Annotated in this window: 11 protein-coding genes; 7 read left to right on the forward strand and 4 right to left on the reverse strand. The window is 41.2% G+C overall.

Annotated elements, in window-relative coordinates; genetic code table 11:
* Nucleotides 1–80 precede the first annotated feature (80 nt).
* On the forward strand, nucleotides 81–4115 hold the full coding sequence (locus HMPREF9453_RS11135) for a DEAD/DEAH box helicase (protein WP_008860398.1): 4035 nt from the start codon (nucleotides 81–83) through the stop codon (nucleotides 4113–4115).
* 322 nt (nucleotides 4116–4437) lie between these two features.
* Here HMPREF9453_RS11135 and HMPREF9453_RS12200 read toward each other — a convergent pair whose 3' ends face one another.
* Nucleotides 4438–4605, reverse strand: coding sequence for a hypothetical protein (locus tag HMPREF9453_RS12200; RefSeq protein WP_008860399.1), 168 nt, complete (start codon nucleotides 4603–4605; stop codon nucleotides 4438–4440).
* A gap of 12 nt (nucleotides 4606–4617) precedes the next feature.
* Nucleotides 4618–5235 carry a hypothetical protein gene (locus HMPREF9453_RS09775; RefSeq protein WP_008860400.1) on the reverse strand — a complete coding sequence of 206 codons (618 nt, stop codon included), beginning with the start codon at nucleotides 5233–5235 and terminating at the stop codon, nucleotides 4618–4620.
* 658 nt (nucleotides 5236–5893) lie between these two features.
* Here HMPREF9453_RS09775 and HMPREF9453_RS09780 point away from each other — a divergent pair.
* The 5 genes from HMPREF9453_RS09780 (at nucleotide 5894) to HMPREF9453_RS09795 (ending at nucleotide 9111) form a co-directional block, all read left to right on the forward strand.
* Nucleotides 5894–6133: a hypothetical protein gene (locus HMPREF9453_RS09780; protein ID WP_008860401.1), complete on the forward strand. Its 240-nt coding sequence runs from the start codon at nucleotides 5894–5896 to the stop codon at nucleotides 6131–6133.
* Between the two features lie 12 nt (nucleotides 6134–6145).
* Complete coding sequence (locus HMPREF9453_RS09785) at nucleotides 6146–6337, forward strand: hypothetical protein (protein WP_008860402.1); 192 nt, start codon at nucleotides 6146–6148, stop codon at nucleotides 6335–6337.
* A 203-nt stretch (nucleotides 6338–6540) separates the two neighbouring features.
* Complete coding sequence (locus HMPREF9453_RS11995) at nucleotides 6541–6678, forward strand: hypothetical protein (protein WP_008860404.1); 138 nt, start codon at nucleotides 6541–6543, stop codon at nucleotides 6676–6678.
* 71 nt (nucleotides 6679–6749) lie between these two features.
* Nucleotides 6750–7154: a hypothetical protein gene (locus tag HMPREF9453_RS09790; RefSeq protein WP_008860405.1), complete on the forward strand. Its 405-nt coding sequence runs from the start codon at nucleotides 6750–6752 to the stop codon at nucleotides 7152–7154.
* Nucleotides 7155–7251: 97 nt separating this feature from the next.
* A complete protein-coding gene (locus HMPREF9453_RS09795; protein WP_008860406.1) occupies nucleotides 7252–9111 on the forward strand; it encodes an AAA family ATPase in 1860 nt (619 codons plus the stop codon).
* A 342-nt stretch (nucleotides 9112–9453) separates the two neighbouring features.
* Here the strand turns inward: HMPREF9453_RS09795 and HMPREF9453_RS09800 are convergent, their stop codons facing one another.
* Both HMPREF9453_RS09800 and HMPREF9453_RS09805 read right to left on the reverse strand, forming a co-directional pair.
* Complete coding sequence (locus HMPREF9453_RS09800; RefSeq protein ID WP_008860407.1) at nucleotides 9454–9837, reverse strand: hypothetical protein; 384 nt, start codon at nucleotides 9835–9837, stop codon at nucleotides 9454–9456.
* A gap of 116 nt (nucleotides 9838–9953) precedes the next feature.
* Nucleotides 9954–11351, reverse strand: coding sequence for a helix-turn-helix domain-containing protein (locus tag HMPREF9453_RS09805; RefSeq protein ID WP_083827294.1), 1398 nt, complete (start codon nucleotides 11349–11351; stop codon nucleotides 9954–9956).
* On the opposite strand from HMPREF9453_RS09805, the gene HMPREF9453_RS09810 reads away from it, so the two are divergent.
* Nucleotides 11346–14444 (forward strand): 3'-5' exonuclease, encoded by a 3099-nt coding sequence (locus HMPREF9453_RS09810; RefSeq protein ID WP_008860409.1) that lies wholly within the window; start codon nucleotides 11346–11348, stop codon nucleotides 14442–14444. The two genes, HMPREF9453_RS09805 and HMPREF9453_RS09810, sit on opposite strands and share 6 nt — an antisense overlap.
* Nucleotides 14445–14572 lie beyond the last annotated feature (128 nt).

The raw sequence follows: 14572 nt of genomic DNA on the forward strand, positions 1-14572 counted from the left end.
CTCCCCAATTGGATGTACTTTTTGATAATATGGTGTTATTTGTTGCGATGGTGTTATTTGTTGCGACAGGAGAGTTTTAAATGAGTAATGGGCATTCAGATATAGAAAATGCTATAAGGGCATTGACTTATTGGTATACGATGGAATTCCTTAATCAGGAGCCTCTTCCCGATGCAGAAATAAGCAAAAAAATAAACAATGTTGTACTGATTCGGCCAGACGAACAGGCTCCGGGGAAAATAGGCTGGATGGCGCAGGCGCTCAAAGAGAGATATGATGATGGAGCTGTCGAAAGTACGGGAGAACTTTCCATTTTTGTGGGAAGATTCAGCAGGGATGCCATAATCAAGAAGATCATTCAGCTCCTTGGTCAGCAGGATCCCCGCATTGAAAACGCTGCTGATGCAGATATGGCTTTATTTGCATTGCAGACTAGTGCATCAGGCGTATATAAAGAAGGGTCATTTAAAATATCTCCGCTGTTTTGGGCATTGAAGCAGGTACAGAAGGATAAGACACTTTCTGATAAGCCTTTTGATTTGGATGATTACCAAATGGAAATGGAGAAGTGGGATAAAAAAATTCATAAGATTTATAGTGATCTGGATCAGTGGAAATTTGCGAATGATAAGTATGGGAAAAAATATGCCGGTACGGTGATGGAGGATAAGATTAAATACTTATCTGTCCTTGGTGATTACCTGATGGATTGGTACCATCAATTTGTCAAAGATTATGTTACTGAATTATTTAACGAAAAGGAGCTCAGCGTTTTTGACTTCTCACGGACAGTGCCTTTTGTGCTTGTACAATGTCCAAATCTGACGATTAAGGCTGGCAATAATAAAAAGAATGAAAAAACTGCTGAACCTATTCGTCTGCAGGGGAGCTTTGTAGTGGATGATCTTTACATTGTTCTTCAGGAGATGAAGCAGCACCCGGAGCATTTTACCAACGGGATGGGCAAAGTTATTGTTGATTACATCAATGGTCTTCGCAAGACGGATGAAAGCTTCAACAGAAGGGTGAATATTATTCCACGACAAGATATGTCCGGTCATGATCGAGAACAATTGCGTCATTTTCTTTTTAGAAGTTTAAGTCCTATGAGGGCACCCAAGGGAAGGTGGCCTTCGCCGTTTCCGCCGGCACTAATGCAGCAGGTAGCGGTGAATATGGCTTGTGCTATGGTAAACCCTGCCATCATGGGTACGAGAAAATCATCCTATTTCAATGCGAATGGGCCGATTTTTTCCGTAAATGGTCCACCAGGGACAGGTAAAACTACATTATTGAAGGAAATCATTGTAAACAATATCGTGGAACGAGCTGATTTGTTATCCAATTATGAAAATCCTGATGATGCATTGATGCTTCAGGAATACAAATATGGGGATGCAGTGGACCCTAAAACAAGAAAGCCCTGCAAGGGACATCGTTATTCCCCTTATGTACCGGGGTATTTTATGTTTAAAGATGATGTTGTCAATAACTATGGGATGCTGGTATGCTCTTGCAATAATAAGGCCGTAGAGAATATTACTACGGATATCCCGGTAGACAGTGATGTTTCCAAAAGCATAGAGTCCTTTCTGGATACGATGGTAAAGGAGGGAGACTGGCTGGATGGAATTTCTGACGAAGAAAAGGAGGGATTGGACACCAAGGATTTTTACTTCACTTCTAAGACAAGAAAATTATTGGCAAATGACAAGGCATGGGGGCTTATTGCTGCTCCTATGGGAAAGTCACAGAATATTTCTGCTTTTTTCAAGTATGTGCTTGAAGGTCTTATTTACCAGGAGTATTCTAAGAAGTCTTTGGAAATCCATAAGAAATTATATGGTAATCTTCGGACTCTTTTCCGAAACCAGTATGATAAGGTCTGTGAAATGCAGAAGAAATTAAGTACTTGGCATAGTCATCATATGGATTCTTATTATCTGTGGCGATTACAGGAAAGGCAGAAATATATCTATTATCACTATCACAAATTAGAAAAGAAAAAAAGCGCAGGGCCTTTAACAGAGCGTGAAACATTACAATGGGACCAGATATGCAATGAAATTCAGAAAAATATGAAAAACATGCAGATCCTATCGGGACGGCTTTCTGATGAAACAGAAAAAGATATCATGGAGCAGTGTCAACGAGATCAGGAGAGGAAGGCTGACTTTGAAAAATATATCCCTCTTGATCAAGATTTCCTCTCCAAGCTTTTTAGTGATGATGAAGAATGTGCTACTGCTGCTCATGTATGTGATCCGGGTTTTACCTATGACTATGATCTTGAAAGAAAGAAGCTTTTTTTGCTGGCTATGATGCTGCAAAAGGAATTTGTCCTTTCATCCAAGAAGGTGAAGTATAATTTACAGAACTTTCAAATGCTTAAGAATGGTAAGATTTCAGGAATGGAGAAGAAGATTAACTTCACCGATCCGGATAATGAGTATCATGAGGATTATGAACAGGCCATGGGACCAGCACTCCAGACATTGTTTCTTGTCGTACCTGTGATTTCAAGTACGTTTGCTTCGGTTAAGCGCTTCCTGGAGGGAGTGGGGCAGGAGAGCATTGGCATGCTTATTGTGGATGAATCAGGCCAGGCTTCACCTCAACTGGCAATCGGTGCTATGTATCGTTCTCGAAGTGCCATGATTGTTGGCGATCCTAAGCAGGTAGAGCCGGTGGTGACTGATGAGTTGGCTCTTCTGGAGCATGTGTACAGAAAATCTGATTTCTATGCACCCTACACAGTAAAGGGCCTGTCCGTGCAATCTTTTGCAGATACAATTAACACTTTCGGAACTTATCTAAAGGATGCGGAATCGGAGGATGAAGACCGGGGCGTCTGGGTGGGAAGTCCGCTTGTGGTACACAGGCGTTGTATTTCTCCTATGTATGATATTTCCAATGCGTTATCTTATGGCGGAATCATGAAAAAGAAGAGCATGGAGCCCAAGAAAGAAACAAAACGGCTTTTCTGCTGGCATCATTCTTTGTGGTTTAACATTAAAGGAAAGGAACAGGGCGGGGGAAATCATTTTGTACCCCGGCAGGGTTCTTATGTATTAGAAATAGTGAAGCAGTCTTTCAAAAAATATAATGGATTAGGCGGAGGCAAGGAGCCGGATATTTTTATTATTTCTCCATTTAAGACAGTAGCAGAATCTATGAAACGGTATATTGCCAGGAAAAAGGACGAGTTGGGCGTAGATAGTAAGAAACTCTATAAATGGATGAATAACCATATAGGTACGGTCCACACATTTCAGGGACAAGGGGCTCACGAAGTTATTTTCCTTCTTGGGTGCGATGCAGATTCTGGAGATGGCACCATCAATTTCGTTAATGCCAATATCGTGAATGTGGCGGTTACGCGTGCTAAAAGCAGATTATATGTAGTGGGGGATTATGATAAATGGCGTATCAATCCCAATATTCGAGTTATGCAGGATATCATGAAAAATATGGAACAGTTTAGCTGGATATGCAAAACGGATGATATGGTGGAGGCAGCTTTTCATCAGCTAAAGGGGCTGCCGTCTGCTTACAAGAATGGTTCTGTAGATAGAAAGGCTGCCGACACGCAGGTGAAGGAAGTGCAGAATTCACCGGAAAAAATCTCTATCAACGAAGTGAGTGAGACAGCTAAAGCGGAAAAGCCATACAAACTCCCGTCGGCCACGGCATGTAAATCTGCTGCAGGAAGCAGGATGGTGGGAAAACAGATTGGAAAAGTGACGGAGCCTCACCCTGTAAAAACAGGCCATACTAATACTCCGGTTGTCTTGCTAGTAAAGAAACAGGAAATGAAATTGGAAAAAGGATATGTATGTCCGAACTGTCACCATGGCTGGATGGAATATCATGCAGCAGGAAAATATGGGCCGTACTGGCATTGCCCATTATGTGGGAAAAATATCAATGAGAAGAGTGCATCTAAACTGGATGATTCATTTCATTATCGGTGTCCCCGGTGTCACAAAGGATATCTTATAATCCGTCAAAAAGGGACTGGCAGTCCCTTCTGGGGCTGCAGTGCTTTTAGTGATGAGAAGGAACGCTGTCATTTTATGGCTCCTGATAATCATGGAAAACCTGAAAGACGATAACTTTTTGGAAAAAGATCAAGGAAGTTATACTGATGCATGAGCTCGAGGAGAAATAGATATTGAAATTTCACCTGGTATCTAACTGGGAATAGCGGAGTTTAAAATTTATTATGACAGATCAGATGTATTAATATCCGGTCGTGTAAGCAACCATTGAATTATACATGGCATAATTGGATCTGCTGATCAGAATTATAGGAGTGGAAAAGCCACGGGAAAGGGAAAGTCCTTTTCCGTGGCTTTTTGTGTTTATGCAGCAGTGGTGTATGTCCTGCCAGCATCATGAGGTATTTTATGCCTTAAAGACTACAAAATCATAAAATCAATGCTTTCCACTATGGTGTTCGCCTTTGGAAGTGGAGTGATTGGGATTGCACTGGTTGGCATGATTATTCATGGAAGAACGATAGGCATTGCTGTTTGGATTACACTGATTGGAATGATGGTTCATCTGGGACTGAGTATGTGTATTACCAAATACTTTAGACATTTGAATTCTCCTTTAGGTTAAACGATTGTAGAGGTCGTTAATAGCCTCTGCATAGGTCTCAAAAGAGGAGCTGCTTTTTCCTTCGTGAAGATCTTGGTTCTTTTTCCTCAGATAAAGGGACCGCAGATTGTTCCACTTCTTTGCCTTGTGGATACGGTCAATTTTGGAGGAAAGTTTATTTGTATTCCCAACAAGATTCCATCTATAGGTATTTTCCACTTTATCATGGATAAGGCGAGACCAACCTTGGGAATTTTTCATCAGGATGCCCAGGTCTAAATGGAAAATGACGGCACCATCCTTATGGACCAAGTAAGTGAGGACAGAGGTTGATTCTTTACCGTAGGAGTAGTCATCAGGAAAAAGGGAATCCAAAACCTGACGAATATGTGCTTTCAGCTTCTCAGGATGAGTGCGCCATTCATCAGGAAGATGGTGGAAGCAAAGGTTATAGTCCAAGTCAAATGGACCATTTCCATCCCTAAGGACTAGTCCACTTCCGCCGCTGCCTACGAGAACTACCTGTGAAGGGCCTAGTTCCTCTTTCAGCTCATTACTTAGTTGGATAAGAAACGGCGAACATTTACTACGGTAAGAACTTACAGTTTTCTTTGGTACGTACCGATACATAAAAGATACCTCCTTGTGAAGTCTCCCAAGCCTGCCATTCGACCGTGCACTGTCAAATCTCTTTATTATAGTTAGAAACCAGTGAGTTGTCAATCAGTCAAATTCAATAGGGTAAGGTGTGTAAAGGATAGAAAAGATCAGGGAAAGAGAATTGGGGAGGATACGAAAAGTGTGAAACTGTCGCAATTAAAAATCTCGTGTTTGTTTATGTGCCGTTAGATATAAACGAGAATCCAATAAAAATATCCAGGAATAATCAAATTCCTGGATATTTTTATTCTATAGGATATCAAAATCAGGATATCAGATATTGTAAATAAAATTGCGATAAAAAAATAAAAAGATAAAAAATACTTAATGAGATGAAATTATAAGCATATTCTACAAATGTTTTTATTTCTACTTTGTTACTCTTAATTATTTAAAACCATACAACCGCCCTTCGGGCGACAAAAAACCATACAATTCAGGAGGACGGCACTAAAAGCGCCGCCCTCCTGAAGAGCGGCTCTGCCGCCGGAGACTTTCCTGCCTGTCCACTGTATTCCCGCTGGGTAAGAAAAACTTTCCACGGTTGAGGGCGGAGCAAAAGCTCCGCCTTTATAAAATGTCTTTTTTAATTATTAAAAGTTCCCAAAAGGGGCAGGGAGGAAACATCATGAAAAATTTCAATGTATTCACAAGAATTTTGGTCGTTCTCACAGTTCTGGCAGGGGGTACAGCCAATGCCGATTTTTCGCCGGCACCTGGGACTCATTACGAAGTAATGAATTTCGATGTTGCTTCCAGTCTCACAGTTACTTCCCCGGTAGACGGTGTATTCTCTGCCAGCGGTGATGACGCTTTCATCACTACTGAAAGAGGAAAAATTGTGTCCTTTAACAACATAGATCAATGAGAGGTGATTAGCATGAGAAAAGATGAATTAGACATTGCTTATGAACTATTCAAGCTGGAAGAAGAACTGAATGCTTCTGATTCAGAATTGAATGATAAATTCAAATTATGTAAACGTTATGTTCAATTAAAGCGTCAATTGGAGGAAGTAAAAAAATCTTCAAACTCAAATTTACAGAGTAATACGATGAAATGTATTGAATAGTTAATAGTTAAATAGCCATTTGGGCGGGAAGGAGTTCATCATGCTCATTATTACAGTAATTCTTTTGCTTGCGGCCTGCTGGTTCCTGGGAACGCTTCTGACTCCCGTATTTGTAGCAGTAGGTTTTGTATATATGTTGTATTTGATTTTGCAGTCAATTATTGCTGCTATTTAATTTTCTGATTTAGAAAGGAGACTTCATCATGTTTATTCTTTTACCCTTTGCTCTCGTTGCTGGTTTCTTCCTTGGCGAACTTCTTTGTCCCTTTTTCGTGCTTTTCGCTTTGGGATATCTTCTGTCTACACCCTGGCATGCGTTTCTGACTTTTCTTGGTTTTTAATATATTAGTCTTATATCTACAGTCTTTTTCCATATTCTATATTTTATAAGTTCCAAAGGAGGAACAACATCATGAAAATCTATCCGCACACATTTGAACAGGGTGTAGTCCGTAATTGCGCAATGCCTGAAACAGTACGTGAAAAATCTTGCCTGAATTTCTTCAGAGACCGTGTAATTCGTAAGGTGCAGAAGCCGGAGGGAAACGGTTATATGAAGATCCTCGCTCCGGATGCTTTTCAGGAGATGCTTGATAATGTGAGATCATATTCAGGCATTACCAAATCTAAGATGATTAATACACTTCACGATGTTTATTGCAGTTACGATATCTGGGCAAAAAATGATGATGCGAGACTGAATTCCCTCTATAAATATGCCGCGTGGCTTCACAGAGCAGAAAAACAAGGCAAGTTTATTTACGCACCTTCCAATTACAAAGTGCTTACTACGGCTAAACAGTATTCTTTAATCTAATGATTTCTCATCTAAATTATTCTTACAAGTAATCTTTTATTGCCCGGTGAAGTCCTTGGGACTGATCCGGGCGCCTTTATTTCTCCAGGAGGTTATGATGAATACTTTTACTAATACTTTTGAAACTGTTACTGATGATTATGACAAGACGCTGGATTCCCTTAGGCTTGATGAGGATGCAGACTGCATTCCTGACACTGATATTTTTGAGGAAATCCCCACTGCTGAGCTTATTAAAAAAGTGAAGGAAACCATTATTGGGCAGGATAAAGCTGTTATTCGCATCTGCTCTTTTATGAATATGGAAATCAAAAAAATCAATTACAACCGCGTTCATCGGAATGATTACGATTTCATCCCCCAGCATACGAAAAATATGTTGATTACTGGGCCTTCAGGCTGTGGGAAGACTGCAACAGTGACAAGAGTGTGTGAAGAATTTGGCATTCCCTGTGTTATGGTAGATGCTTCTACAAAGGTAGCTACAGGTTATAAAGGAAATGAATGGTATACCATGATTTCTGATGCCATAAGATACATTGCTTCCAATAAGACAAATGGTAACATGGAAGAGGCAGTTCAAATGTACAACAAGGGGTGCGTCATTGTTCTCGATGAATTTGATAAAGCGATTATTCCCGATGAGGGTGGCAGGAATTATTCCCGTTTTTCTCAGGGATGTCTCTTGAAAATTTTAGAAGGTGCCACGTTTACATTAGATGGTTTGGGTTTGTCAAACATAAATGCTGATGATCAAGATTCCATTGAAGTAGATACGAGCAACACAATCTTCATCGCAGTTGGTTCGTTTGCCAACTATCTGAAAATTATGAAGGTATCGGCCGAAAGAGAGCTACGCCAGCAGATGGCTGATGCAGTAAACAGATTAGATGGAGAAATTGAAAAAGTCAGGGCCAATAAAGAGGCAGGCGTTATTGCAATCAAAAAGCAAGAGGCTTCACTGGAACAGGAAGTAAACAGTCTTTCTGTTCAGTTGGCAAAGCTTCAGATTGAACAGAAGGAAACACTTCTTAAGGACATGCGCATGGAAGAATCACTGAAATTCAAGCTGGCCGGCCTGCAGGGGGATATGGAACATTGCAGGGCACTTATTTCCCGCTGTCAGGCTGCCTGGGCTGACTGCAATGATGATTACAGAGTCCATCGTATCGGCTTTGTGGACTCAGCTGCCAAAACAAGTGAAGAGGTAATCCATGAGGGTGACTTCGCGACACTGGAGAGACAGGCACGCATGGCAGCAGATAGTAAGTTAGAGGAAATTGACCAGACAAATCAGAAATTGGGTCTCTTGGAGAAGAAAATCGCAGAAAAGAAAAAGAAAAATCAGGAGGGTATGGATGAGCTGCAATTGAAAATAGAGAAAATCAACTTGAAAATGAAAGAACTGGAAAGCCAGGCTTGGGGATATGATGATACGGAAGCAAATCTGACTGCTAAGAAGGCGCAGACCAAGGTGGATTATATAGGCCGGATTGAAAAATTGAAGAAAGTCGGACCGTCCGCTATTACCCTGGATGGCTTAACCAAATATTACGACCTCACTCCGGAACTGGCAGGCCGGATGGGAGCCATGGTGGTGCTCGATCAGCTGAAGGAAAAGGACATGATCCGCATCTTGAAATATTCTGATCGCAGTGATTTGTCTCAGACCGCAAAACTTCTGGCTGATTTTGGAGTAAACTTAATCATACCGGAAGCTTCTTATAAGCTATTGGCGAAGATGGCAATAAAAGAAAACGTTGGCGCCAGAGGGCTCGCATCTGTGTTGGATCAGATTATGTATCGCATTTTTCCGCTGGTGGAAGGAGAAGGTGAAAAGGAAGTTATCCTGACACCTCAGTGTATCCGTGGCAAAGGCAATCCGAAAATCAAGAAGCTGGATGAAAAAAGCAAAGAATACCCGGAATGGCATATGAGAGATGAGATACCGTTTTAAGATAAAGCGGATCCATCTGTTATTGGAAGTCCCAAGGACTTGAATTTTACTTATAAATATATAGCCACATGCAGATTAATATAGCCACATGCAGATTAGAAAAAGGACTTTGGCTCTAACGGGCACAAGGTCCTTTTTGTGTGGTCAAATGTAATATTTAATATTTTAGAGATAAATAATTATATCTTATTTTGCTTATAAAGGCTGTTGGCTAATGTCTTCGTCATAACTTCTGGCAACAACGGACCCAGTATTTGTACTCTATCTCTGAAACTGAATACGACCACAATAAAATATAATAGGCTGTGAAGAAATGGTTGACATTTTTTTCACAGCCTAGTTTTATTTCAGGTATTTCTTATTAATTTTCAATGTTGGCATGTTTTTAAGCTGCTCATCTCTAAATTCATCATAAGTTATTTTATCATCTATATAATCTTTTATTATTTTCGTCCTTTTGTCGAAAAATTCATTTAGCGTTTTGTATCCTTTATATTCGTAATCTATAATCGCAATTCTTTCGATTGTTTCATGCGCCAGAGTTGCTTTTTCAAGGATGAATCCTTTTTCGCCTCTCCCTGGCTCCTTTGCGAGTTCCTTGAATTTTGCAAGTGCCTCTTTCAGATTGTCGTAGCTTTCTTTTAGCATAAATGCACCGGGTGATGAGATGTCATCTTGAATTGGCATGACCAGAACAATATCGTATACGACTTTTTTTGTGGTCATTTGATACTCCTCCTTAATCTTGACATTGCTTGACAAACTCTAATTCTATCATATTCTTTTTGATCATTCTTTTATCCTCATAAGGAGAAGAGAAAAATCAGAGCCGCAGAGTCTAATTAGTGTTTATAGAGTTTTGGAAATTTGCCGTAAAACAGGCAGCGTGGATTTACAAAATAAAGGTCGGAGCGATTGCTGCGTCGGATTATATTAGCACTAAGGCAGGCGCGTATGCCTCTTTGATACTTATTTCTTAGATATCTTTCATAATCATCGGGGGTATATTCCTTTTGGCGGCCATAGGTCTTCTGAGGACATACTTTTGCTAGAGATGATAGGGTATATCTCCATTGAGGTGAACTAACGGAGGGCAGGTAGATGGAGGTCTTCCCAGGAGTGACCGCAATCTGGTTGAAAATAAGATACATCACGGCTAGCCCTGCTTGAGGCAGAGTAAAAATGGTATCAATGCCATTTTCTTTGTTTTCCTGTGAGGGAGCCATGATTTTTATGAATAAGGAATGGTCCATCCTATCCTTATGGAAAAGTTGTTTTTTATGCTTAATCTGCTTTCTGAATCGGGTAAATTGGGGAAAAAACCGGTCGAAGTCTGGCTTCTTAAAATTTCTACGAATGACACGGGGCATAGTATCATTCAAGTCAGATAACCTGTCACCACAAAAAAATCGGAAGAAGTTGATGAAGTATTTATTTACACACACATCGTTTCCCTTAATATTGGCGGCAGTTTTAGGAATAGCAGGGTAAAGCAGATCCTTTTCTATCAGTTCCTTCCTCCCACGGAACAGGATATATTTAAAGGATTTTATTGAAGAGCTTTTTTTTAGTGAATTTCCCAGGGAGGAATCTTTTAAAATCCAATCTTCATCAGCTTCGGAAAGTGAAACCCAAAATTGGTTAATGCCTTTGCTGCCGGAAAGTTTATGGCAGACTACACGGAATATGAATGCACCACTTTTGGAGAGTTGGCAGAGTTTTAGGAAGCCGTAAGGGTATATCTTGATAAATGGAAGGTGGGATAAATCTAATTTTTTCGCTTTTGGCCAGTAGGGACTGTCCATCTCAGAGATTTCCGGATCCGGGTGTTCTTCCTGCAGTGAATGAAAATCAGAAGGAAGAGACAGTTTTTCCTTTCCTTCCAGCGTGGAAGCAGTCTGGTTGTCTTTAATTATTTCCATGATATCCGTAAGATTGGTATGAAGGGCAGCACAGATTCTGGCAAGGCTGTCCATACGTACGGAGCCGTCCGGATATTCCTGAAAGGATATTTTCTTTAATTTGGTCAACAGAGATGGCGGAATCTGTGCATCGCTGCTGAGCTTTTGAGCAGTGATGCCTTTCGTTTTCATCAGGTTGAAAAGTTTTTGGAAACTGGGTTTCATGGCGGTGCTTCTTTCTGGGCAGACTTTGTGTTTCCCTTCTTTTTGTTCTATTATAATATTTAGCATGAACGATGGGTAGTGATTGTAGTGATTGATGCGGAGGCTTTTATGCATATATCATACAGTTTGTTATTCCAAATCATGAAGGAAAGAGGCATGCAGGGAGAGACATTATGCCAAAAGGCAGGAATTTCCAAAAGTACCTTGCAGAAATTAAAATACCCATGGAACTATGGCGATGTAGACCTTTCAGCAGTTATGAAGGTCTGCCGGGCTATGAACCTGGATTTTTCAGAATTCACTGAGATGGTGGATGATGACACATGGGAACTGCGGCGAATTTATACGAATAAAAAGTACAGGAATAAATTAAAAAAGATTAAAAATAGTAACTTTAGCCAGTGTGTAATTGGTGAACAGTCAGACCATTTTCTTATTACAGCTGCGCCGGGCAGGGGAAAGACTACAACACTAGTAGAGCTGGTCCGGAAACTGGCTGCTCATCATGATTTACTCGTTAAAGAGGGAGAGGCAAAAAATGGTGATACAAAGATATTGGTTATTTGCTTTTCTAAAGCAGCCGTGGCAGCGGTGATTAATAAAAAGCTGACAGACAATGAAAATGGCAGTAATAAAGGCAGGATATATCAAGTCATGACTATTGACTCATTCTGTGGCAGGCAGAATTATGCGTTTAAGATAGCTATGGAAGAAATCGACCGGCTGGAGGATTCGGAGGAACAGGATGATGATATGGCGGCGGGATCGGAAGCTTTTAGAAAAGACGCTGAATATCGGGCTGCGAATCAAAAGGCTGGGGGGTCAGGACAGGAGAAAAACAGTACGTCGGAGCAAATGGGAAATGATACACATGCCCCGCGCCAACTGTCTTCATCGTATGAGGAACAAATCAAACTTTTCCTTGATAGAGTGAATGATGCCTATAATAAGTATGGATATTCCGGCTTTGGCGACGAGGATGCATTGGGAATATGGTGGAAAAACTTTCCTCGTTTCCGGTATGTGATTGTAGATGAACTTCAGGATATCAGAGGGATACGGGCGCGTTTTCTTCTTCAATTGATGTCAGTGATGCAGAACTGCCAATTTATTTTTATGACAGATCCATGCCAGGCTATTTATGATTTTTCCAATGAGAAAGAGCAAGGGCAGGAGTCCAAGCAAGGGCAGGAGTCCATTGACTCCACCTCGTTGTTCAGAAAACTGGCACTGAATGAGACTGTTCGAAGGTATATATTGGATGAAAAAAATCATCGCCTCAAGAACGGAAGCGATTTGAGATGGATGGAACCCTGGCTGGCGGAACTCCGAAGACCGCTTTCATGGCATGACGGACCATGGGCGCTTCATCTGTTGGAACGTATGGGTAATGAAAAAGATGTCAAAAAGAGACTGGCTCCTTTTGCATTGTATGATCGGCAACTCTGTGTCCCTCAAGGAAAGAATGCAGTGCTGACATGGGGAAATAACACAGCCTTGCTGGTGATGTGGCATTTCCATCAGTTATGGAAAACGGGTCAGGAGAGGCCATGGTTTCTTTTAAGGATGGCTTCTCATGGGGACCACAAGGGTGGGCTGCTGGAAATGGCTGGCTGGATTGGTCTGTTTTTCTTCAGTTATCCGGACAAGACTATTAGCCGTAACAGGTTCATAAATCATTTTAACAAGATTTTTCCCTCGGATATACGGAAGAAACTGAACATGACCGGTAAAGCGGAGGGGTATTGGGAGGCAGTGGAAAGCTGCCAGATGGATACAGAAGCATTTTATGAGCAAAATGACAGGAATGCAGGAGAAGAGTTTCCTGAACAAATGATTGAGGGAGTTGATGATTTTCCAATTTCTGAAGCGGAGAATTTGGATGCAGGAGAAGAGCCTTCTTGGCCAATTTCTGAAGAAGAGGAGTCTCTCCTCTTTCCGGAATTTGGGGAAGAAATGGGAACTCAAGAGGAAGATACAGATTCATATCAGGTACAGGATTTTCTTCGGCAAATTTGTAAATATGCCAGTCGTCAATATGACAAGCGGGGATATTTATTTCCCGGTGATATGCCCGGAAGGATGCCGAGCGAGGGTGAAGGAAGCTTAGACACCATCCCCCAGGCAAAGGGACTGGAATATGATGAGACTTTCCTGCCATACCATTCCTTGACTTTGAGCACTATTCATCAGGCAAAGGGATTGGAGTATGATGAAGTTTTTTTGCCGCATCATATTTTTCATCCCGCAGTTTATGGTAATAAGGAGGATATTGGTGAAGCTTGCCGCGTATCTTACGTGGCACTTACACGGGCGGGAAGAGATGTGCATTTTTACACCACTGCTGCTAATAGAAACAAGGGAATTCGAGGATTATCCTTTTCCTCCTATTTTGGACGACAGCTGATGTATGAGAAAGATGATTTGGGGCACTATGCCTATCCGCGTCGTGAAGGAAGAACTTTGTTTTATTCCAGATATGGAAGGGCTGATGGAAAATCCATATTTCTCGGATTCCCTTTCGATTCCAATAATGATGTAGATCCTAATTCATTTGATCGACAGGATGTTCAACAGTTTATCGTTCATCAGATACCCATAGGCAGGGAGCTCTTCCTTTATAAATCAGAAGAGGGTGGAAATAAAAACGAGCGTGAAAAGCAGGAGAAGGTATTGTATACTTTAGGCCTGGTAGAAAAAGATGAGGAAACTTCCGGGAATGTGCCCTCAATAATAGGAAATATTACGGAAAAATTAGGGAGGATGCTTTTGAAGGAGCAGTCCTACAGAAAAGGGAAAAAGCAGGAATTTGAGCTTCCCCAAGTGTTTGACCGTCTGCTTGTAATGGATATAGTCACCTATTTCACTAAAAAGGAGGCATCACCAGCGTCTTCACGGAATGGTGGAGAAAAAACGGAAAAAGACAATTCGGAAGGAGAAATGGAAATGCTTCCGGAAGAGGCTGACGTCCGCTTCTGGTGCGGTCTGGTGATACGTGGAATTGCCAGAAACCGTTCAGAGGCCTTTAATCAGGAAGGCTTTGTCATGGGCCAACCAGAGGGAAATTTGGAGGGCGATGGTACAGAGCCCCAGAATATACAGGAAGAAATCCAGCAAATATCGGATGAGCAGGGTCGGGATGATCTGCCTGACGAAATTCCGGATGAATCCTTTTTACCGGAACTGGATGAGTCTGATCTGTATTAATGATCTGGAAGCAGGGATATGCAGTGGTAACCAATGCATGTCCCTGCTTTTTATATGCAAATGGATTGCTTCATTTTACATCGGATTTTTAGCAATTTTCTATATATTCCGAAAGGACAAATGAATTA

It is taken from the genome of Dialister succinatiphilus YIT 11850, from assembly GCF_000242435.1.
GTDB classification, from domain to species: domain Bacteria; phylum Bacillota; class Negativicutes; order Veillonellales; family Dialisteraceae; genus Dialister; species Dialister succinatiphilus.

Excerpts from the sequence above, each read along its gene's own strand:
- HMPREF9453_RS11135 (WP_008860398.1), top strand. The coding sequence starts at position 81 with ATGAGTAATGGGCATTCAGATATAGAAAATGCTATAAGGGCATTGACT.
- HMPREF9453_RS12200 (WP_008860399.1), bottom strand. The coding sequence starts at position 4,605 with ATGTCTAAAGTATTTGGTAATACACATACTCAGTCCCAGATGAACCAT.
- HMPREF9453_RS09775 (WP_008860400.1), bottom strand. The coding sequence starts at position 5,235 with ATGTATCGGTACGTACCAAAGAAAACTGTAAGTTCTTACCGTAGTAAA.
- HMPREF9453_RS09780 (WP_008860401.1), top strand. The coding sequence starts at position 5,894 with ATGAAAAATTTCAATGTATTCACAAGAATTTTGGTCGTTCTCACAGTT.
- HMPREF9453_RS09785 (WP_008860402.1), top strand. The coding sequence starts at position 6,146 with ATGAGAAAAGATGAATTAGACATTGCTTATGAACTATTCAAGCTGGAA.
- HMPREF9453_RS11995 (WP_008860404.1), top strand. The coding sequence starts at position 6,541 with ATGTTTATTCTTTTACCCTTTGCTCTCGTTGCTGGTTTCTTCCTTGGC.
- HMPREF9453_RS09790 (WP_008860405.1), top strand. The coding sequence starts at position 6,750 with ATGAAAATCTATCCGCACACATTTGAACAGGGTGTAGTCCGTAATTGC.
- HMPREF9453_RS09795 (WP_008860406.1), top strand. The coding sequence starts at position 7,252 with ATGAATACTTTTACTAATACTTTTGAAACTGTTACTGATGATTATGAC.
- HMPREF9453_RS09800 (WP_008860407.1), bottom strand. The coding sequence starts at position 9,837 with ATGACCACAAAAAAAGTCGTATACGATATTGTTCTGGTCATGCCAATT.
- HMPREF9453_RS09810 (WP_008860409.1), top strand. The coding sequence starts at position 11,346 with ATGCATATATCATACAGTTTGTTATTCCAAATCATGAAGGAAAGAGGC.
- HMPREF9453_RS09805 (WP_083827294.1), bottom strand. The coding sequence starts at position 11,351 with ATGCATAAAAGCCTCCGCATCAATCACTACAATCACTACCCATCGTTC.